18 protein-coding genes and 1 pseudogene are annotated in these 20,761 nt (G+C 44.8%); 18 read left to right on the top strand and 1 reads right to left on the bottom strand.

The genetic code is table 11. The annotated features are described in order from the left end of the window. Positions 1 to 34: 34 nt before the first annotated feature. The 9 genes and pseudogenes from ABEW73_RS01145 to ABEW73_RS01105 all read left to right on the top strand — a co-directional run bounded on the left by ABEW73_RS01145 (position 35) and on the right by ABEW73_RS01105 (position 8,844). Positions 35 to 754, top strand: coding sequence for a response regulator transcription factor (locus ABEW73_RS01145; RefSeq protein WP_430172558.1), 720 nt, complete (start codon positions 35 to 37; stop codon positions 752 to 754). Next, complete coding sequence (locus ABEW73_RS01140) at positions 745 to 1,914, top strand: sensor histidine kinase (protein WP_430172560.1); 1,170 nt, start codon at positions 745 to 747, stop codon at positions 1,912 to 1,914. Before ABEW73_RS01145 ends, ABEW73_RS01140 begins: the two co-directional genes overlap by 10 nt. Continuing rightward, complete coding sequence (locus tag ABEW73_RS01135) at positions 1,853 to 2,407, top strand: GNAT family N-acetyltransferase (protein WP_430172562.1); 555 nt, start codon at positions 1,853 to 1,855, stop codon at positions 2,405 to 2,407. Before ABEW73_RS01140 ends, ABEW73_RS01135 begins: the two co-directional genes overlap by 62 nt. Positions 2,408 to 2,513: 106 nt before the next feature. Next, on the top strand, positions 2,514 to 3,161 hold the full coding sequence (locus tag ABEW73_RS01130) for a TetR/AcrR family transcriptional regulator (RefSeq protein ID WP_430172565.1): 648 nt from the start codon (positions 2,514 to 2,516) through the stop codon (positions 3,159 to 3,161). Further along, positions 3,154 to 4,452 (top strand): MFS transporter, encoded by a 1,299-nt coding sequence (locus ABEW73_RS01125; RefSeq protein WP_430172567.1) that lies wholly within the window; start codon positions 3,154 to 3,156, stop codon positions 4,450 to 4,452. Before ABEW73_RS01130 ends, ABEW73_RS01125 begins: the two co-directional genes overlap by 8 nt. Continuing rightward, the gene (locus tag ABEW73_RS01120) at positions 4,437 to 6,755 is read left to right on the top strand and encodes an FtsX-like permease family protein (protein ID WP_430172569.1); all 2,319 of its coding nucleotides are present in this window, start codon (positions 4,437 to 4,439) and stop codon (positions 6,753 to 6,755) included. Before ABEW73_RS01125 ends, ABEW73_RS01120 begins: the two co-directional genes overlap by 16 nt. Positions 6,756 to 6,759: 4 nt before the next feature. Continuing rightward, positions 6,760 to 7,518 (top strand): ABC transporter ATP-binding protein, encoded by a 759-nt coding sequence (locus ABEW73_RS01115; protein WP_430172571.1) that lies wholly within the window; start codon positions 6,760 to 6,762, stop codon positions 7,516 to 7,518. A 312-nt stretch (positions 7,519 to 7,830) separates the two neighbouring features. Further along, positions 7,831 to 8,265 (top strand): annotated as a pseudogene (locus ABEW73_RS01110) (NUDIX hydrolase); the annotation flags it as partial. 24 nt (positions 8,266 to 8,289) lie between these two features. Further along, a complete protein-coding gene (locus tag ABEW73_RS01105) occupies positions 8,290 to 8,844 on the top strand; it encodes a nucleoside-triphosphatase (RefSeq protein WP_430206377.1) in 555 nt (184 codons plus the stop codon). Between the two features lie 192 nt (positions 8,845 to 9,036). Here the strand turns inward: ABEW73_RS01105 and ABEW73_RS01100 are convergent, their stop codons facing one another. Continuing rightward, positions 9,037 to 10,065, bottom strand: coding sequence for a PocR ligand-binding domain-containing protein (locus ABEW73_RS01100; RefSeq protein ID WP_430172573.1), 1,029 nt, complete (start codon positions 10,063 to 10,065; stop codon positions 9,037 to 9,039). A 204-nt stretch (positions 10,066 to 10,269) separates the two neighbouring features. Here ABEW73_RS01100 and ABEW73_RS01095 point away from each other — a divergent pair, with 204 nt between their 5' ends. The 9 genes from ABEW73_RS01095 to ABEW73_RS01055 all read left to right on the top strand — a co-directional run bounded on the left by ABEW73_RS01095 (position 10,270) and on the right by ABEW73_RS01055 (position 20,756). Further along, positions 10,270 to 11,406 carry a glycerol dehydrogenase gene (locus ABEW73_RS01095; protein WP_430172575.1) on the top strand — a complete coding sequence of 379 codons (1,137 nt, stop codon included), beginning with the start codon at positions 10,270 to 10,272 and terminating at the stop codon, positions 11,404 to 11,406. 1 nt (position 11,407) lies between these two features. After that, a complete protein-coding gene (dhaK, locus tag ABEW73_RS01090) occupies positions 11,408 to 13,168 on the top strand; it encodes a dihydroxyacetone kinase subunit DhaK (protein ID WP_430172577.1) in 1,761 nt (586 codons plus the stop codon). A gap of 777 nt (positions 13,169 to 13,945) precedes the next feature. Further along, entirely contained in the window at positions 13,946 to 14,521 is a 576-nt protein-coding gene (locus tag ABEW73_RS01085; protein WP_430172579.1) for a TetR/AcrR family transcriptional regulator, read from the top strand. A 136-nt stretch (positions 14,522 to 14,657) separates the two neighbouring features. After that, on the top strand, positions 14,658 to 15,338 hold the full coding sequence (locus tag ABEW73_RS01080) for a DUF998 domain-containing protein (RefSeq protein WP_213652808.1): 681 nt from the start codon (positions 14,658 to 14,660) through the stop codon (positions 15,336 to 15,338). A 160-nt stretch (positions 15,339 to 15,498) separates the two neighbouring features. Continuing rightward, positions 15,499 to 16,449 (top strand): alpha/beta hydrolase, encoded by a 951-nt coding sequence (locus tag ABEW73_RS01075; protein ID WP_213652807.1) that lies wholly within the window; start codon positions 15,499 to 15,501, stop codon positions 16,447 to 16,449. A 1,002-nt stretch (positions 16,450 to 17,451) separates the two neighbouring features. Next, complete coding sequence (locus tag ABEW73_RS01070) at positions 17,452 to 17,763, top strand: ArsR/SmtB family transcription factor (RefSeq protein WP_430172582.1); 312 nt, start codon at positions 17,452 to 17,454, stop codon at positions 17,761 to 17,763. Between the two features lie 169 nt (positions 17,764 to 17,932). Beyond that, positions 17,933 to 19,054 (top strand): MFS transporter, encoded by a 1,122-nt coding sequence (locus ABEW73_RS01065; protein WP_430172930.1) that lies wholly within the window; start codon positions 17,933 to 17,935, stop codon positions 19,052 to 19,054. Positions 19,055 to 19,398: 344 nt separating this feature from the next. Continuing rightward, the gene (locus tag ABEW73_RS01060; protein WP_430172932.1) at positions 19,399 to 19,905 is read left to right on the top strand and encodes a DinB family protein; all 507 of its coding nucleotides are present in this window, start codon (positions 19,399 to 19,401) and stop codon (positions 19,903 to 19,905) included. Positions 19,906 to 19,961: 56 nt separating this feature from the next. Then, positions 19,962 to 20,756 (top strand): hypothetical protein, encoded by a 795-nt coding sequence (locus ABEW73_RS01055; protein WP_430172584.1) that lies wholly within the window; start codon positions 19,962 to 19,964, stop codon positions 20,754 to 20,756. Positions 20,757 to 20,761 lie beyond the last annotated feature (5 nt).

Genomic DNA, 20,761 nt, shown 5'->3' with positions numbered 1-20,761 from the left:
ACAGGATAAAGCTTGAAGTGAGGGGAAAATCGCAATGGAATCTGCATCCATACTAGCTGTCGATGATGAAATGGGTATTTTGAAGTTATTGGAGATCACGCTTCGCAAAGAGAATTTTACGCATATCGACACCGCATCATCGGGCAAAGGCGCGCTGCAGCGCATCAAAGAAAAGGCATATGATATGATTTTGCTCGATATTATGCTCCCGGATCTAAGCGGTTTTGAACTATGTGCGGAGATCCGGAAACAAACAAATGCACCGATTATTTTTATTAGCGCGCGCTCCACCGACTTCGATAAATTAACGGGTTTAGGAATCGGCGGAGACGATTATATTACCAAGCCGTTTAATCCAATGGAGGTCGTTGCCCGAATCAAGGCGATCCTTCGCCGGCAAAGGCTCTTGGAGAATGCACACCAACAAAACTCGGCGTACGATTACGGGTACTTCTCTTTTCATCCGGAATCGGCAACGTTAACCGTGAAGCGTCAACCTATAGAATGCACGGCGAAGGAGCTTGAGCTGCTGCATTTCTTTTGTAAACATCCGAATCATATCTTCACGACGGCGCAGCTTTACGAATTGGTATGGGGAAATGATGTGTACGGGGAAGAAAAAACGGTCACGATCCATATCTCCAAGCTGCGAAAAAAACTCGGCGATGACACCCGCAAACCCAAAATCATCGTCAATTTACGGGGAATCGGTTATAAATTCATCCCCCCGACTGAGGCGCTGTCATGCGAATAAAAACTCGATTTACGATTCATTTGGCATTAGGGCTTATCTTATGGTTGCTTGGGACGGGTTTGCTCGGTGTTTTTATAATTGAAGGCATTCTTCCCTTGTTCGTTACCGATGTCACTATAGATGATGAGGGACTTGTTATAGGATGGGTCTTCGGTATCAGTACGCTGCTGTGCATCGTTCTGTTTGGATGGTATTTTGGCGGCCCGATCGGATTCATCATGGCCTGGATTCATCGACTCTCGCAAGACAACTACGAGCCACCTGCCGATTTGTCCAAAATATATACGCGAAAAGGAAAGCTTCGCATGCGGTTCCGCCTGTATCAGGAGGTGCTTGAGCATCTTCAATCCTTGCGAGTCAAACTGCAAGCAAACGAAATCGAGAGAAGCCGAATAGAAGAAGCCAAGCAGGAATGGATTGCGGGGATTTCCCATGATTTGAAAACACCGTTAACCTATATCAAAGGCTACTCAGCGCTTTTATTGAATGAGCAGTACGAGTGGTCGAAGGAAGAGGCGATTTCTTTCATCCGGGAAATGGACGACAAGGGAAAGCATATGGAGGAATTGATTCAAGATTTAAGCCTCGTCACACAGCTCAATCGCGCCGACGGCGCGTTGCCATTACAGAAGACGAATCAAGATATCGTCGAATTTACAAAACGGGTAGTTGCCGATATCAGCAATAATCCGCAAGCGAGCAGCTATCATTTGCATTTTCTAGCGGATCTGCCTGCCATTTATGTTGATTTTGATTCGAAATTCATGCAGCGTATCCTGCAAAATATGATGATGAATTCCATCCTTCACAATCCTGAACATACGGATATATATGTACAGATTTCGAACATAGGAGAACATGCTGTAATCCGCATCAAAGACAATGGCGTAGGCATGCCGGCTCATATGCTGGAGCACCTATTCCAGCAATATTACCGGGGCACCACTACGGACTCTTCTTCTGAGGGGACGGGACTCGGAATGGCCATTGTCTACAAGCTGGTTCAGGCTCATGGCGGTACAATCCATGTAGAAAGTGAACCTTCACAAGGAACTTCGTTCACGATTCGATTGCCGAAAAACGAAGGGGGAGAACCATTTGAAGAAACTGCCGACAATTCAGTTAGAAAGATTGACATTACGGCCTTTCCGTCTAGATGATGCCAAAGTCGTTCAACAATTAGCAGGGGATCCATATATTGCGGAAACAACGTTATATATCCCGCATCCGTATGAGGATGGGATGGCAGAACAATGGATAGAAACACATGCTCATAACTTTAATGTAGACCAATCACTGGAACTAGCTATCGTACATAAAAAAGAACAACATGTAATAGGCGCAATATGTATTGGATATAGCAGGAAGTTTGATCATGGTGAACTTGCATATTGGATCGGGAGACAGTATAAGAACAATGGATATTGTACGGAAGCGGCAAAAGGTATCGTAAGGTATGCATTTGACGAAATGAAATTAAACCGTATATTTGCCCGTTATCTGGGGAAGAACCCTGCCTCGGGTAAAGTCATGGAAAAGTTAGGAATGAAATATGAAGGGCGATTAAGACAGCATGTTAGAAAATGGGGGCAATATGAAGATCTTGTGTATTATGGCCTTTTAAGAGATGAATATATTTCAGAGGATATGTGAGGGGGGGCTCCCCCCCCTCGATTTAATTAACAACATCTTGACAATAACAGGAAACCTGTTATTCTATAACCGACAGGCAGTCGGTCGGTAATGAGGAGGTATAACAATGAGAGTTGTAAAAAAAGCGGAAGAACGCAGAAACGAAATCCTTGACGCCGCGGATGAGCTCTTTGGTCAGAAGGGCTTTGACGGCACAAGTACAAGCGATATTCTCGAAAAGGTTGGGATTGCGCGGGGAACCTTGTATCATCACTTCAAGTCGAAGGAGGATATTATGGATGCGTTGATTGATCGGTATAGTGACGGTCTTCTGGATGCGGCGCAGGTCATTGCCGTAGACAAGACGATCCCCATAGTCGAACGCATTATCCGCGTTGTGATGGCACTGAACTTAAGCGGTGGAAGCAGCAAGGAAATTATGGAGCATATTCACAAGCCGCAGAACGCGCTTATGCATCAGAAAATACAAAAGGTCATCATCAACGGCCTTCCGCCGATCCTGACAGCAATCATCCTCGAAGGCATTGAGCAGGGAATGTTCAGCACACCGTTTCCGTATGAATGCATGGAAATGGTTGTGATCTATGCGAATACTGTGTTTGATGACGATATGATTACCTTGACGGATGAGGAGCGCGGTTCACGAATGCTGGCCTTTGTTTGCAACGTAGAAAGGCTGCTCGGTGCAGCAAGCGGAAGTCTGATGGACGTCATACAGATGTTTGGTGGAGGAGACGAAAGCAGCCATGAATAAAGCAGGGAAATCTTTCAGGAAATTTCTCCTACTGTGGTCGGGACAGCTAATTTCAACCATAGGAAACGGGCTTACATCGTTCGGGCTTGGGATTTATGTTTTCCAGCAGACGGGAAAGGCTTCGGCCATGGCGCTTGTAACCTTGCTTGCGTTCATGCCGTCGTTACTCTTAAGCGCATTTGCCGGAGTGCTTGCGGACCGCTATGACCGCAGACTGTTAATGGTGCTAGGCGACAGTCTTTCTGCAATCGGACTTGTATTCATCCTCATATGCATGCTTCGCGGAGAAGCCCAGCTATGGCAAATTTGTGTGGGAGTTACCATAAGCTCGGTGTTTTCATCGCTGCTTGACCCCGCCTACAAGGCTACGGTTACGGATTTGCTGACCGAGGAGCAGTACACAAGGGCAAGCGGTCTTGTTCAGGTGGCAGGATCGGCAAAATTTCTGATTTCGCCGATCCTTGCGGGATTTTTGCTCACCGTTACGGATATAAAGCTGCTGATTGTCATCGACATTTGCACTTTTTTTGTCACCGTTGGAACTACGCTTGCCGTACGCAGCGGCCTTGCCTCCAATACATACAAACAAACACAATCGTTCATCCACGATATCAAAGCCGGTTGGAAGGCGGTCTCTACTAACAGAGGTGTAGTTGTCCTTGTGATTATGACATCGGTGCTGACATTTTACCTTGGAGTTATTGAAACACTCTCCATTCCCATGCTGCTGACATTTACAAATAGCTCCGCCGTAGGGATGATAGAAACCATTATCGCTTCCGGAATGCTCGTATCCAGTGTCATTATAGGATTTCTCCCCATTCAAAAGGGTTATGTGAAAATTCTGTCGGTTTCTTTGTTTGGTGTAGGCGTGTTTATGGCGGCGTTCGGATTTCGAGAACATATTGTCTTGATCTGTGTTTCGGGATTTCTTTTTTTTGCAATGCTTCCGTTTGCCAACACAAGCCTGGACTTTCTGGTTCGTACCAACATGGATAATTCCGTACAAGGCAGAGCTTGGGCACTGATCGGAATCCTTTCCCAGCTAGGATTTGTAGCGGCTTATGCACTTTCGGGTGTTTTGGCGGATTATGTGTTCACCCCTTTATTAGTTGAAGGTGGCGTGCTTGCTGACAGTGTAGGAAAAATAATCGGTACGGGACTCGGCAGAGGGATGGGATTTCTCATTATCATCGCCGGGATGCTGTTATGTGTAACTTCAGTCATTTTGTATAAGCTAAAGTCGGTTAAAATGCTTGAAAACAGAGGTGTCTTATGTACTCCAGAATAATCCGCAATGATCTTTTAAAAAGCAAGGCCACTACGCTAACAACCATGGTATTTGTCGCTGCTGCGGCTATGCTTGTTTCGCTCGCGGCGATTCTCATCGTCAATCTCTCGGGTGCGCTGAACACATTGATGACACAAGCCAAAAGCCCGCATTTTATGCAGATGCATTCGGGTGAAATAGATACTGCGCGGCTTTCGGCTTTTGCGGAGCAGCATAACAATGTGGATGATGCTCAAGTGATGGAATTTCTCAATATGGACGGTTCGCGGATACGATTAGGTGAGCATTCACTTGCGAATAGTGTCCAGGATAACGGATTTAGCATGCAGAGCCAAAAATTCGATTATCTTCTTGATCTCGACGGTAACATCATTAAACCTGCCATCGGCGAACTGTATGTTCCAGTAAGCTATATGAAGGATGGCACCACCAAGGTCGGTGATCAGGCGGACATTAGCGGGAAGGAGTTTATCGTTGCGGGATTCCTCCGCGATTCGCAGATGAATTCCACGCTCTCTTCTTCCAAGAGATTTCTTGTACATGAACATGATTACGCGGAAATCAAGAGCCTGGGTAGCACAGAGTATCTGATTGAATTTAGATTAAAGGATCTATCCGAGCTCGGTTCATTTGAAACGGCTTATGCCTCCGCAGGACTTGAAGCAAACGGACCAACCGTTACATATAAGCTTTTCAAAATGATGAACGCACTTTCCGATGGGTTGATGATCGCAGTTATACTTTTTGTGAGCGCGCTTGTCGTGGCTATCGCATGGATGTGCATACGATTTACGCTCCTGGCGAAAATCGAAGACGACTACCGCGAGATTGGCGTGATGAAGGCAATTGGGCTGCGTGTTTCCGACATAAAGAAGATGTATCTTGCGAAATACGCAGCGATTGCGGCGGCGGGCAGTATGCTCGGTTTTGCGCTGTCGTTTATGTTCAAAGGCATGCTTCTTGAAAATATACGGCTTTATATGGGAGAAAGTGATAATTCCGCTTATGCTTTGTTGTTCGGAATCATCGGCATATTGCTTGTATTCCTTGCCATGATTGCCTATGTTAACACAGTGTTGAAACGTTTTCGGAAGATATCCGCTGCAGAAGCCATACGCTTTGGCACTTCGCAGGAGAAAAACACAGGCGCCAAACGTTTTAATCTAAGTGGAAACAGGCTGTTGAATACGAATGTTTTCCTCGGTATCAAAGACGTTTTCGCAAGGAAAAGGCTATATGCTACAAGCCTGACGGTACTGGTGATTTCAGCATTTATCATGATTGTTCCACAGAATTTGCACAACACCATCTCCTCTACAAGCTTCATCCAGTATATGGGGATCGGAAACTATGATATACGTGCTGACATACAGCAGACCGATAACATTTCAGAAAAAACGGCTGAACTTCGAAATGCGATGAGCAGCGACCGTGCCATATCCAAGGTTGCGGTCCTTACAACAAAAGCATTTAAAATCAAAACAGAAGACGGTTCTGAGGAAAACATAAAAATCGAACTCGGTGACCATTCCATCTTCCCAATTGCCTATTCCATAGGCAGAGCACCCGCCGCAGAGGATGAAATTGCACTGTCAGCTATGAATGCTGATGAGCTGAGCAAGAAGGTCGGTGATGTCCTTACGCTGGTGTTGGAGGGACAGGAGAAGAAACTAACGGTAAGCGGAATATACTCCGATATTACCAACGGCGGCAAGACCGCAAAGGCGGTATTCACCGACAATTCGGCGGATATGATGTGGAGCATCATCTGCGCTGAACTTTCGGATAAATCTCTTATCGGCGCCAGGACTTCGGACTACGCGGACAGGTTTGATTTTGCTAAGATTTCAGATATTGATGAATTTGTTGCACAGACATTCGGCTCAACGATACATTCCGTCAAGAAGGCCTCGCACGCCTCAATGGCTGTTGCGCTGATCATATCGGTACTGATTACCCTGTTGTTTATGAAAATGCTAGTTGCTAAGGACCGATATTCCATTGCCGTTATGAAAGCCCTCGGTTTTACGAATTCGGACATAAGGGTGCAATATGTTTCGCGTTCCATATTTGTTCTGATTGTCGGCATTGTTCTTGGAACTCTTCTGGCGAATACGCTCGGAGAAATGCTTGCGGGTGCGGTTATCTCTTCGTTTGGTGCGTCGGCGTATCATTTTGCGGTCAATCCGCTTTCGGCGTATCTGTATAGCCCGCTTATGATGATAGCCTCGGTACTTATCGCAACCATGATCGGCACATCGGGCGCAGGACAAATAACAATATCCGAAAATATAAAGGAGTAGGCAGATGAAAAAGATGATTATCGGTGATGATATCGTAAAATCTTTCGGTGAAGGTGGCAAACAGCGCAATGTTCTTGACGGGGTGTCCGCCTATATTCACGAGGGCGAGTTCGTAGCTGTTATGGGACCATCAGGCTCGGGAAAATCAACGCTAATGTTTGCACTGAGCGGGACGGATGGCGTGAATGGCGGAAAAGTCGTTTTTGAGGGTAAGGATTTATCGACGCTGGGGGAGAATGAGCTTGCAGATATGCGCAGAACCAAAATGGGCTTTGTGTTCCAACAGCCGACGATGCTGAAAAATTTGAATATCCTCGACAACATCATTCTTCCATCCATGCGGGATAACCGAAAAAACGCCGCGAACATTTCGGTGAAAGCAAGAGAGCTTATGAAAAGGGTAGGCATCACAGAGCTAGAAAAACGCAGCATCACCCAGGTTTCGGGTGGTCAGCTTCAGCGTGCGGGAATATGCCGGGCGCTGATGAACAGCCCGAGCATTATCTTCGGCGACGAGCCTACGGGCGCACTCAACTCCATATCCGCTCAGGAAGTGATGGACATATTCTCTGAAATCAATGCAGACGGTACTGCGGTCATGCTTGTCACTCACGATGCACAAGTTGCGGCACGGACGGAGCGCATTATGTTTATGCGCGATGGGAAGATTGTCGGCGAACTCAAGCTTCCAAAGTTTGCGGGAACGGATATGGATGGCAGGGTCAAGAAAGTTATGGTGAAAATGCAGGAAATCGGAATATAAATTAATATCAATTCAAGCCGCAGGACTATCGCCCTTGGTGAATCGGATGTATCATTATGGAATAATTTGATCAATAGTTTATTATAAGTTGAACTAAAGATTCTCAGCCCGAGCATCACTACGAATACGGATTATTCTTCCGATCGCTGTTGCCCCCAGATTTCTATCAATCCATTAACAAGGGGTGAAATCCGGGTGCAAAGGCGACCGCTACCGCTTCTCCAGAATAATTCCGCTTCTCCGTTGAGGTTCTTCTTTTCATTAGTTAAATCTATAATACTGGATCAAACATGAAACGGATGGTGTTATACGATGCATGAACAGTCCAAACATTTCGTTGCTGTGTCAGCACTTGTTAAGAATGAGGAAGGACATGTTTTGATGGTTCGTACTCATTATCGTTCGGATACGTGGGAAATGCCCGGAGGTTTTGTTGATGCTGGCGAGGCGTTAGATGTGGCGGTGTGCCGTGAGTTTCTGGAGGAAACAGGAGTGGTTATACGACCTTTAGGCATATCAGGCGTGTATTACAACGAGAGGCTTCATGTCTTGTCTGTCGTTTTTCATGCGGAATATGTTAGCGGAGAGATAACCATTCAACCGGAAGAAATTCTGGAGGCCAAATTTTTAAATCTGGACGATACGAATATGGATGAATACATAAAAAGGCCCCAGGTCAAATCACGCACGCTTGATGCAATGAATGCAGATCGCTCAGTCCCGTATGAGACATGGGATTTGAACCCGCCTCGCTGTAAGTTGCTGTCAAGAATGGACGGGGGACGCTTGGAAGCCAAGCATGCATTTTTACTCACGGGGGAGCCTCGGATAGGTAAAACGACGATGATCAAACAACTTATCCATGCCATTGGCACGGATTTTTGCGGTGGATTCTATACGGAGGAAATAACGAATTCGAGTGAGCGAATAGGTTTCAAATGCGTGTCCGTTCGTGGGGATAGCGTCGAGATTGCACATGTAGAAAACCCTAGCAGCACTCGTATTGGAAGATATGGAGTGGATGTAGAAGCATTCGAAGATTTTGCTGTGAAAATACTAGAGGACGCTTTGTCCTCTAAGAAAATCATTGTCATCGATGAAATTGGTTTGATGCAAATGTTATCTGCATCTTTTAAAAAAATAGTACAAGAGATTATTGGTGATCATCGAATTGTTCTTGGGACGATCCCCCTAGAGAGTCACCCTGAAATAGATAAAATAAAATATAGGAAGGAAGTAAGGATCATCAGCTTGAACGAATTCAACCGTGACACGATATCCGAAACTTTGTTACAGGATATTGTGAAAGCTTTGGAGGGTGAATGATATGCGGATCGAAGATATCTTTTCGGATCTCCCTACGATAGAAACAGACAGAACGATGTTAAGAAAACTGAGGACCGAAGACGAACAGGATATATTTCATTACGGCTCTGATGATTATAATTGATGATGTGCAAAAACCCTTTCGTTCATGAACGAAGGGGTTTTATTTGAAATGATCGGTAGGCAAACCGATCACTTAGCCGATGGCCCGGCATACATGTTTCGGTACACGGCCGGAGTGAGGTGCTCGAACTTTTTAAATGTTTTGATGAAATAGCCCGTATCGCAGAAGCCCAAATCATCACTCACTTGATGGATCGGTGAATCGGTGGACTCCAGCAGCTGCTTGGCCCATTCAATTTTGAGCCGGGCGATGAAGACGGAGAAATTCTCTCCCGTTTCTTTCGTAAATATGCGGCTGAAATAGCTGGGACTAATATGGCAAAGCTTGGCCATCTCCTTCAGGGTGAAATTCTCATGCTTGTGCGCAAAAATGTAGTCAAACGCAGGCTGAAGCACGGCATTCGATGAGACGAACCGCCCAGCGCCATTTTTCAATTTGGTATCGATCAGTGCTCCTGAGAGCTCCTGCTGCATCGATTGGATGCTGCGGACCGCACGATCCGATTCGTTATAAGCTTCCATGTTGGAAGTAAGCACTTTTTTGTATAAATCGATCGTGGTATGCTTCTGAATCGCTTCCTCCACGATATAGGTGCTTAATTGCAGCAGCAGCTCCACGCACTTCGTCACCTCATCATAGGATAAGACGGGCAGTGCATCATAATCCCCTTCGAGTTCCTTAAACTTTCGATTTGACTCCACATTGGGCGGCCGAGATACGATCTGCTCCAGCATCGGAGCGTCAGATTCTCGGAGCTTGAGCTGCCCCGCCATGATCGCACCAAGATATTGGTTATCAATAATGATCGGGATGGCGATATCGATAATGTTGAAATGGCATAAATAGATGTATGGCTTGTTTTGGCGAACCGCTTCAATGCCGGCACGCGCGTCGCATTTTTGACAATATGGAGAGAGATGGGAATCCTGGCGCACGCCTTGGCAGAAAGGCTGACAGTAGCTGTGCTTGGTGACGGGAACGCCCTTGTAATCGACCGTAAGGATCGCCATTTGGGTCACGAGCGATAAGGAATCCTGCAGCTTCTCCCATTTCTCCAAATCAATGATTTCTTCTAAATCATATCGGGATTTGGACATGACAACATTCTCCTATGAAAAGTTATAGAAACTCTACTGAATATTATAGCGAATGCTTCTACTGAAGAACAAGATAATACAATTTTCCATAGAGATGACAAAAAAACACGATAAGAAAACGCTTTATTCCGATCTCATTGTTTCATGCTTCCCGAATAAGTACAACCTATAATAATAAGTATAGTTTACTTAGGAGGAATGAACATGAGAAGAGCGTTTATCAGTCCGACAAAATATGTGCAAGGTGAGAACGAACTGTTGAATTTAGGTTATTTTGTAAAGACATTCGGAGATTCCGCTCTGCTGATTGCCCATCCCGATGATGTTGCACGGGTAAAAGACAAGCTGGAGTCAACGAAACTGAAATTTAATATAACGCTAGTTGAAAGCGGCTTCCGTGGAGAATGCTCCCGGCAGGAGGTTGCCAGATTGCAAGCTTTGGCGAAGGAGCATCAATGTGCCTGCACGATTGGCCTCGGCGGAGGCAAAGCGATTGATACGGCAAAATGCGTAGCTGAAGGTGAGGCCCTGATTGTGGTCCCAACGATTGCAGCAACCGATGCACCGACAAGCCATTCGGCGGTCCTTTATACCCCGGAAGGCGAATTCGATGATTATGCTTATTTCAAACAAAGTCCTAGTGTCGTCATGATTGATACGACGGTTATTGCCAAAGCGCCGACTAGATTCCTTGTTGCCGGAATGGGGGATGCGCTCTCTACTTATTTCGAAGCAAGAGCGACAGCTCAATCGTACTCCAATGTCAATGCCGGTTTGCCGTGCGGTGTTCGCGAGTGTGTATGCGGTGACGCCAAAGGGACGATTACAGCGCTGGGACTTGCTAAGTTATGTTATGAAACACTGCTTGAGAACGGGTACAGAGCGAAACTGGCCTGTGATCAAAATATTGTGACGCCAGCCTTGGAAAATATTATCGAGACGAATATTCTGTTATCGGGATTAGGCTTCGAGAGCGGTGGTTTGGCAGCGATTCACGCGATTCACAATGGCTTGACGGCTCTCGAAGGAACGCATCATTATTATCACGGCGAGAAGGTAGCCTTCAGTACGATTGCTCAATTGGTGCTTGAGAATGCCGACCGGGAAGAAATGAAGGAAGTGCTGGACTTCTGTCTGTCGATCGGTCTTCCTGTATGCCTGGAGGATATCGGCGTCGAGCAAGTGACCTACGAGGAACTGCTTGAAGTGGCCAAGAAGGCATGTATTGCCGAGGAATCCATCCATTCGATGCCATTCCCGATTTCGGAGGAAGCGGTAGCATCCGCGATTATGGCCGCTGATCAGTTGGGTCGTCAATACAAATTTAGTAAGGAGATATAAGATGAAGAAAATCATGAATAAGCCGGAAACCTTGGTTCGGGAAATGTGCAATGGGCTTGTGCTGGCGCATCCTGAGCTGGCGTTCAACCCTAAATTCAAAGTGATTTCCAAAAAAGAGATCAACCAAGATAAAGTTACGCTAATCAGCGGCGGCGGAAGCGGGCACGAACCGGCTCATGCCGGATTCGTTGGAAGCGGCATGCTGGATGCGGCCGTGTGCGGCGATGTGTTTGCTTCCCCATCCCAAATCCAGGTGTATCAAGCGATCCGCAGCTCCGCGAGCAATCAGGGAACGCTGCTTATTATCAAAAATTACAGCGGCGACATCATGAACTTCAAAAATGCGGCCCACCTCGCGAGCGAGGATGGTATCCAAGTGGATTATGTGAAGGTCGACGATGACATCGCCGTTGAAGACAGTCTCTATACGGTAGGGAGAAGAGGGGTTGCCGGAACGGTGCTCGTTCATAAGGTAGCCGGAGCAGCCGCAGAAGCGGGACTGTCCCTGCCGGAAGTAAAGGAAGCGGCGCAGCATGCGATTAACCATGTTCGCAGCATCGGCTTCGCGTTTACCTCCTGCACCGTGCCCGCCAAGGGAACTCCGACGTTTCATATCGAAGAGAACGAGATGGAATACGGCGTCGGCATTCACGGCGAACCGGGAATCCGCAGGGAGAAAGTTGTTCCTGCAGATGAGCTGGCCCAGCGGATGGTCGTGTCTTTGCTGGAAAACTTGCAAATAAATGATTCTGCGGAGCATGAAGTTGCCGTATTAATCAATGGGTTTGGCGGCACGCCACTGCAGGAGCTGTACTTGCTGAACAATTCCGTGATGCGCGAATTGACGTCCCGAAACAAGCGGGTATTCAAAGTATTCGTAGGCAACTATATGACTAGCATCGATATGGCAGGTGCATCGGTGACGATCATGAAGCTGGACGAGACGCTCAAGAAGTGGCTGTCTGCACCATGCGATACGCCGGCACTGTCGGTTAAGGGATCTTTTGAGCCCGTCAACTATACCGAGGTTATTCAAGAAGAGCAGTCAGAGCGCGTGGTTTCGTATAAAAACAATACGGATGCTGACGCTGCGGTGATTAAGAACAACCGGTTATCCTTGCAAAATATCGTATATCTGATCGATCAAATGAGCGAGGTCATCATCGAGAACGAGGTGCCGTTCTGCGAGCTCGACGCCCATGCTGGAGACGGCGATTTCGGCATGAGTGTCGCCAAGGGCTTCAAGCAGCTCAAGGCGGAGTGGGACGATATTCTGACCCACCATCTTAGCGATATCGGCGATTTCCTCGACGCTTGCTCGATGATCATCATGGAGCATTGCGGCGGGGCCTCCGGACCGATCTGGGGATCCGCATTCCGTGCAGCGAGTAAATCTGCCGGTCAGAAGCAGGAATTGTCCGTTCAAGAGGTCGCAGATATGATGCAGGCCGTTGTGAAAGGAATCCAGGATACGGGCGAAAGATCGTTCGGAAGAGGAGCTGTCGTCGGCGACAAGACATTGATCGATGCACTCGTCCCGTTCGCGGATTCCTGGACGGAGAGTGCTGCGCAGGGCGTGGACATAAAGCCGGCGGCGATCAAGGCAGCCGAAGCAGCGGTTCTCGGAGCACAGAAGACGGCAGACATCGTTGCCCGAATGGGAAGAGCGGGCACGGTAGGCGAACGCAGCATCGGATACCCGGATGCGGGTGCTTACGCGCTCGGGGTTATTTTCACGGAGCTTGCCAAAGCGATGAGGTAATGTACAAATATGCCGATTTTTAGATTAATCATCATCGGTGTGTGGTGTCATATTTGTTGATGGTTTTTTCATAATTGACGAGAAATATTTTCGCAATTAATGAGAAAATGAATAAATATACGAAAACTTGCGTGCGAAGATTATCAAAAACCCGCCGTTAGGCGGCCTTCCTTAATCAATTCAGCTTTATTAAGCGTTCAACAAATTCAATTTCCTCATAGGGGATCCACAATGGACCATCATCAGTGCGCACTTTTGTCCGATTCGGATCCCCTGATAATTGGGCCTTACCTTCGATTACTTCTCCTGTCTGTAATTTAATTCTAACTTTTTGAGCATAGGCAGCGGCACTGCTTGAGTCCAATATCCAGTTAACCATCAAGACAATAAAAACATCAGACTACGTTGTATTAGGGGTCCCGCCAACATTTTAACGAAAATATACGCTAAGCCCTGAATTGCATCCGGTTTAGCGTTTTTTCTTACTCTAAAAATGAAAACGACAGTCACGGATGAAAGTCCAAGACTGCCGCTATTTATTACGCTATCGTCACCCGTATACAGCTCCCCAGCCTCTGCCTCCATCAGCCCTGCGGAAAATATTATCGCTAGCTTCAGGACATTCGTTTTTCCCTCATCGGGTAAAGGCTCAAATACAAGAGGTATGGTAACATTTCTTGATATGTACTTGACAATTCGAAATATGTTATCTAAATTAAACGTATGAACAATATTATATAAATGTTCATACGTTTATAATATGGGAGGTGCAATAGTATGTCTAAGAGCTTTATAGAACATGAACGACAAATAATCAAACAAAATCTAATCAATGCTTGTAAGGAATGCTGGAAGCAGTATGGTTACTCAAAAACTGGTATCCGAGATATTGTACAGAGAGCAAACATTTCTACCGGAGCGTTCTATCAATTTTTCTCAAGCAAAGAATTACTGTTTGTGAAAACCGCTGATGAATATCAAAAAGAACTAGATCAAATTTTATACGATAAAATGAAAATAGATTCAAGTAAACATGGCCTTGCAGAGGGGCTCAAAGCTTTGGCAATAGAATTGTCTACTATGTCATGGTTAACATCAATGTGGGATGAGTGGGCATTGATTATCCAAAAGCTACCACCCGATTATATGGAGCAGGATTTCAATAACGATAAAATAAGAATGGAAAATTTAATCTCGGAATATGAACTTATCCCAAAGAAAAGTTTGGATATGGCAACACAAGTTGTAGATTGTTTATTATCTTCAATGTTCCAATTTGATTTTACTGTTAGTGGTACCAAAGAAGCCGTAGATTTTATTATTGATACTACGATAAATGAGTTGTTTGAATAAGTAGGGGATGGTTTGACTTCTTCTAAAATTGCAGAAAAAAATTTGAATGAGACTAACATTCATAAACCATCCCTTGAAGGAGTGTTCTTTACTCTAACCAGCAAAAATTGAACAAAGACGACAGGAGAAATAACTAATGAAAAATATCAGTCAAAAAATACTACAAGTAGGTTCTATTCTCTTTATTTTAGCAGGGGTTGTTTATCTTTTGTGCGAAGCTATATCAGCATATGCTTGGAGCAACCCATCGTATCAATATGCCATAAACTATATTAGTGATTTGGGTATACCAGTGGTAACACAGTTCATGGGGCGTATGATTAATTCTCCTTTATATTTTGTCATGAACTTTGGCTTTTTTGCTAATGGAATTTTATTCGCTATAGCGTATTTCATGATAATGAACACACTGCCATCAAAAAGAAAAATCATAGGTCTAGCACTTACTGCAATTTATGCAATTGGCATAACCATGGTTGGTATGTTTCCAGGGTATGATTGGTGGGGCGAACCGTTTCATGGTATTGGAGCTATGTTAGCTATAGTAGGAGGTAACTTATCTATATTATGCGGTGGCTTGATGTCTCATCGAATGTTTCCACAAAAATGGGTTTCAACGTTGAGTGTCATTTTTTGCATTATAGGAATCATAAGTTTCGCATTATTTATTGGGATAAATAATAATATGTATGCTGCGGTTTTTGAAAGAATGTCTGTATATACAATAATGGTTTGGTGTATCATTTTTGGACTTTTCGTACAAGTAAAAAGTCGCAATATGAATGTGTCGGACTACGAAATGAACATAAAAGTCTGAAGGTTATGGTTGTGCTATAACAATACAGGATTTGCTCATCGCGATCTTGTCCTCGGGCGACAGTGTCACCGGCCTCATCTGCACAGGAACGTCGATTTAGAATCGCCGGACCCTGGACATGCTAGGCAACCACAATACAATGTGAAAGGATAATGTAGATATGAAACAAGAAATTTTTATCTGCGGTAAGGCGAAATCTGAAATGGTTAAGGAGATACTTGCAAATTTTCCTCCTGAATTTTTGGAAGATGTAAATGCTAATATATCAGATATTAAAACAAAATACCTTGACTTACCATTTTGTGATTTACCAGATTCAAAAACTCTGGATATTTATCTGCCAGACCAAGGTGAAAAGCCATTTCCTGTGTTGGTTTTCTTTTTCGGAGGCGGATTTCTGTTTGGAGACAAAAGGGGAACTCAATTAGAGATACCTCTTTTAGCCAGAGAATTAGGATTTGCTGTAGTAAGTGTTAATTACACTTTAAGCAGCGAAGGAGAGTACCCACGACTTGTATATGATACAAAAGCATCAATTAGGTATCTACGTGCTAATGCAGAACAATATGGGCTTAATCCGGAGAAAATTGTTGCAATTGGTATTTCTGCTGGAGGTACTCTAGCATCTTTATTGGGAACTTCCTCAGGTGTAAAAGAGTTGGAGGGATTATCCTATGGAAACTCCGACTATTCAAGCGATGTTCAGGGAGTTATAGATTTCTGTGGTCCAACAAATATTCTTGCCATGAAGGAACAAATGAGTGAGCATATATTAAAAACTGGTGTCTCACCGTCGTTGTCGTATGGTAATCCTGATTCGGTAGAATCATTAGTTTTTGGTGCACTGGCAAGTGATGTTCCTGAAAAGGCTCAAGCGCTTTCACCAATAACACATGTTAATTCAGATATTCCACAATTTCTTATAGTTCATGGAGCACAAGACGATACTGTTCCTCCCCAGCAGTCAATTGAACTTGCTCAATTAATAGAAGAAAAAGCAGGAAAGGATAAAGTAGAACTTCACGTCCTGGATAAGGCTGGACACGGTGATGAAGCCTTTTTTGTGGATGCTGTTCCACTAATGTTTAATTTTTTAAGGAGATATACTTAAGCATTAGCGTTGCATAAACTTTGAGATTATTTTGTGTCTGAAAATTCAGATCCCGGAATTTCAGTCTTTCCCTTTATGAGCTGCTACCACGAATCAAGCTAACGAATCTGCTCATGGAAGTAGCCAACTGGACGAATTTTCATGAGCAGTTTATTCACGCTTCCAGTAACCGCGCTCCGAGCGAGGAAGAAACAAAAGTAAAGGGAGATTAATAGAATAAGTGGTAGTTGGCATTGAGGCTACAAATGGGATCTATTAAGCTAACGGGGAACGTTAGTTCAAATAAGATTACAGCCGCGTAAAAACCTTCAAACTCTTGCTGAGAGAGAATGAAGGTTTTTTCTTAGATACTTCTTTCGTAACAGAATATAGATTCTGTTACGAATGGGATTATTTTGGAACAAGAAAGAGTGGGGAAGTTTGTTCTGTGGACACCGTAATTTTTTCTTTAGGATCCTCCTTAGCCTGGGATTCAACAGGGAGCGGACTACTGTCGACCTGAAACCAAACCACTGATTTCTTCCGATGCCAAAACAACGCGAGGGCTTCCATATTTGCGAAATAGCGCCCGAAGTGACTTGGTCCATAATCGATGTATGTAGGTGAATAAATATGCAAGTCCAGGTTTGCGGTAATTCTCACTAATACTGAAATGGGTCTCTTATCCGGTGTTTACTAAGGGAACTCTTCTCATTAAATATGAAAATACGCCTTGATGCATCAACATTTTTCCGTTGATTTTTCTCACCAATTATGACAACACACATCATCATCATCAAAAAATCAAATCAATAATATAATCATTGATTTTAGCTGAGTCACACAGCCTATTTCCAACATCAAACCTTCGTTTTAAAATGAATTTATCCGAAGAAGAAAAAGCAGACACACTATTCAGCGTGTCTGCTTTTGTTCTGTATATATGTAAAGTCAGTAGATTTATTTGATGACCAGTATTCAAAAATGATTTACAAATCTATATAAATAGATATAATGATCTGTATGGAACCTATTTTAATTTACAAAGCGTTATCCAATGAGACCCGTTGTCAAATCATGGATTGGCTGAAAAACCCGGAGCATCATTTTGAAGAGAAAAAATATATGGATTACGGCATCAGCTTCCGGACCGGAATTTGTGTAGCCGATATTCAAAAGAAGAGCGGGCTGGCGCAATCCGTCATTTCCAATTATCTGCTGACACTTCAAAGAGCAGGACTGCTTGAGTCCGAGCGTATCGGAAAGTGGACCTATTATCGCCGGGATGAACAGACTATCAAGGAATTTTCCGAGTATATTCAAAACAAACTATAAGGAGGTGTTTTTTTTGTTCAAATCCATCTAGATATATAGATATATAATTGAATATAGATGGTGAAACTGCGGACTATCATATCTACATATACAGATATGAAAATACAAATGACAGAATAGGAGCATCATTTCTTTGAGACAGAAACAAGTGAACCCTTTACTTATTATCATGTTGGCTTTAGGTGTTTTTGGTATTATTACGACGGAAATGGGTATCGTTGGCGTTCTGCCCCAAGTGGCCCGGAAATTTAATATTACGGCATCGCAGGCGGGTACGCTCGTCAGTGTGTTTGCCCTTGTGGTCGCCATCTCGGGACCCTTTCTGACATTATTGGCATCGGGTATCAATCGGAAAGTGATTCTTCTTATCGCAGTATTCATGTTTGCGGTGTCCAATATCGTGTACGCCATGACATCGAAATTCGAAGTGATGCTGGCGTTCCGGATCATTCCGGCCTTCTTTCATCCGGTCTTTTTTTCCGTGGCTTTGGTCACTGCGGCCCAGCTGGTTCCACCTGAGAAGAGCAGTAAAGCGGTCACGAAGGTATTTGCCGGGATTACGGTCGGATTTGCATTTGGTGTGCCTTTGACTTCTTACCTGGCGGAAAAGGTTTCGCTAGAAACCGCATTTTTGTTTGGAGCGGCTATTAGCGCGATTGCCTTTGCAGGTATATTGGCCTGGCTGCCGTCCATGCCGGTTAAGAACAAAATGTCATTCGGCAAACAGCTGGGGATATTGCGGAAACCCGCATTGTGGTTAAATATAACCTCGGTCATTTTTATTTTTGCGGCGATGTTTTCGGTGTACAGTTATTTTGCGGAATACCTCGGCCAGGTCACACTTATGAACGGATCGGTGATCAGTGTGATGCTGATGGGTTTTGGAATCATCATGATTTTCGGCAATTTCGTTTTTGGTGCCATGCTGCAAAGAAACATACGGGTGACCGTGATGCTATTCCCTATGCTGTATATTGCGGTTTACATACTGCTGTATAGTCTGGGGCCATACGGGATTCCGGCTATGATCGTTGTGGTTTTATGGGGGATGGTCCATTCCGGAGGATTAATCGTCAGCCAAACATGGCTGACAACGGTGACTGATGATGCACCGGAGTTTGGCAACAGCTTGTTTGTATCGTTTTCCAACCTGGGCATTACACTGGGCACCACGGTAGGGGGCTGGTTGATAGCCGTTGCTGGTATCCATCAGTTAATCTGGAGCGGAATCGCGTTTGCCATCCTTGCCCTGGCTTCGATTTTGCTCAAAATAAAATATGTTCCTTCGTAAATCGGAAGCCAGCCTGGCGCAGCGTAATGTGCCGCAGGCTTTCCGTGCTTGATTCGTTGTTCCCAAATGCCCGTCCAACCGTTATATTTGTAAAACTGATGTACCTCCCATAATGGATTGCAGCGGGAAGAAACACTTTTTTTGCAACCATATTTGCACGCGGGGCTTACGCGCCTCGGCGATCAGATGTATAATCATGGAAGAAGCAGACAGATCATGCCCCAGCCTAAGATAACTGCTATCTAGGGCCGGGGCATTTTTTATTGATTATTTTAGAAATGAAGATCGTCAACAATCCGGAAAAGCAAGGGCACCTTAAAAACCAATGGAAGGGAGTGTTTACCCTGGAACTTCAAGAAATCAATCAAAAATTAAAAGAAACAAGAGAGGAATTGCTTGGAATCCTCAATGGATTGAATGGAGATCAGCTGAACAGGCGGCACGACTCAAACAGTTGGAGTATCAGTCAGGTATGTCAACACCTATATAAGACAGAAGAATTGTATGTAGTTGCTATTAAAAGAGGATTGAAGGGCAAGGAAGATTCAATTATTGAGAATAAACCTTTGGAATTTCTGCTGGACAGAAGTAGAAAGTTAGAAGCTCCTGACATTGCTAAACCAACCGATGAAATTATAGAATATCAAGAAATTGTCGAGAAACTGCATCATTCAAGAGAGAAGCTAACGGAACTGCTCCATTCATTAGAAGACCCGTCCGTGCTAAGCAGAAGACATTTCACCCACCCCGTATTTAAAGAGATGTTATTAATAGAATGGGTTAGATCACTGTACTTGCATGAACAAAGACATATTAAACAAATAAATGAAATTATCGAAGGATTTAAATAAATCTTTTGCTTATTTTGATATGATAGGAGCAAGAAAAAAATGGGAAGTGAGAAGTTGTGGATAAAAAAGCGAAAAAGACTTTACTCCAAACGTTCTGGTCATCCAGCGGCTGGAAAAGCAGTCCTTTGCCGTTCGTTGGGGAGGATTTTGAATACGCGAAAAGCATGGGGCTGATGTTCGATCCCCTCACCATCGGGCATGATGAGCTGATCCAATGGCTGCACAACCTGCATCAGACGGTTACAAAAGAAAAGGTTGCGGCTGCTTTTCTGCACAGCTTGTCCACGAAACAGGTCCATTTGCGAAGCGCGCTCTCCAGCTGGGCGCTGACCTCGCGCCTGCCTCTTCATGCGTTCGAAGAGCGGCGCTCAGCCGTGCCGAATTACAGCAGCTGTGGGGATTGCAATCACGCCGGGCTGCAGTCCGACCGGGATTATATGAATGTCGACCTGAATGTGCTTAATTTCGAACGGGTCAAATGGGGAGGCATCCGCTTGAATCATCTGCTCTACTGCTGGCTTGATCTGGAGCTGTTGAGCCATGAGGAGAGCCTAACGGTGGATGATGAAGATATCGCCATCCTGCGGGGCCTGGTGGAAGCCGTTGAAGACTGTACCGAACAAGAAAGCCCCCGTCATCTCGAGAAGCGCTGGAAGGATGTTCTGCCTTCAAGCAAGCATGAACGAGACGTGCTCATGGAAGTTTGGGGATATGCAGGCGTGCTGGTTCCGCAGGATACGCCTCGCACGCGTCCGAGGAGAAACGACGATTTCTTCTCGATGTCGGAGTGGCAAGGAAGCGACGGGTATTCCCAGGAAGCGCTGCAGTTCTATTTTGGCGAATATCTGTAGACCGC

Source organism: Paenibacillus lautus (assembly GCF_050482385.1).
GTDB classification, from domain to species: Bacteria; Bacillota; Bacilli; order Paenibacillales; family Paenibacillaceae; genus Paenibacillus_AQ; species Paenibacillus_AQ lautus_B.
Note: the sequence above shows the minus strand (reverse complement) of the source record. Positions and strands in the feature narration are given on the sequence as shown.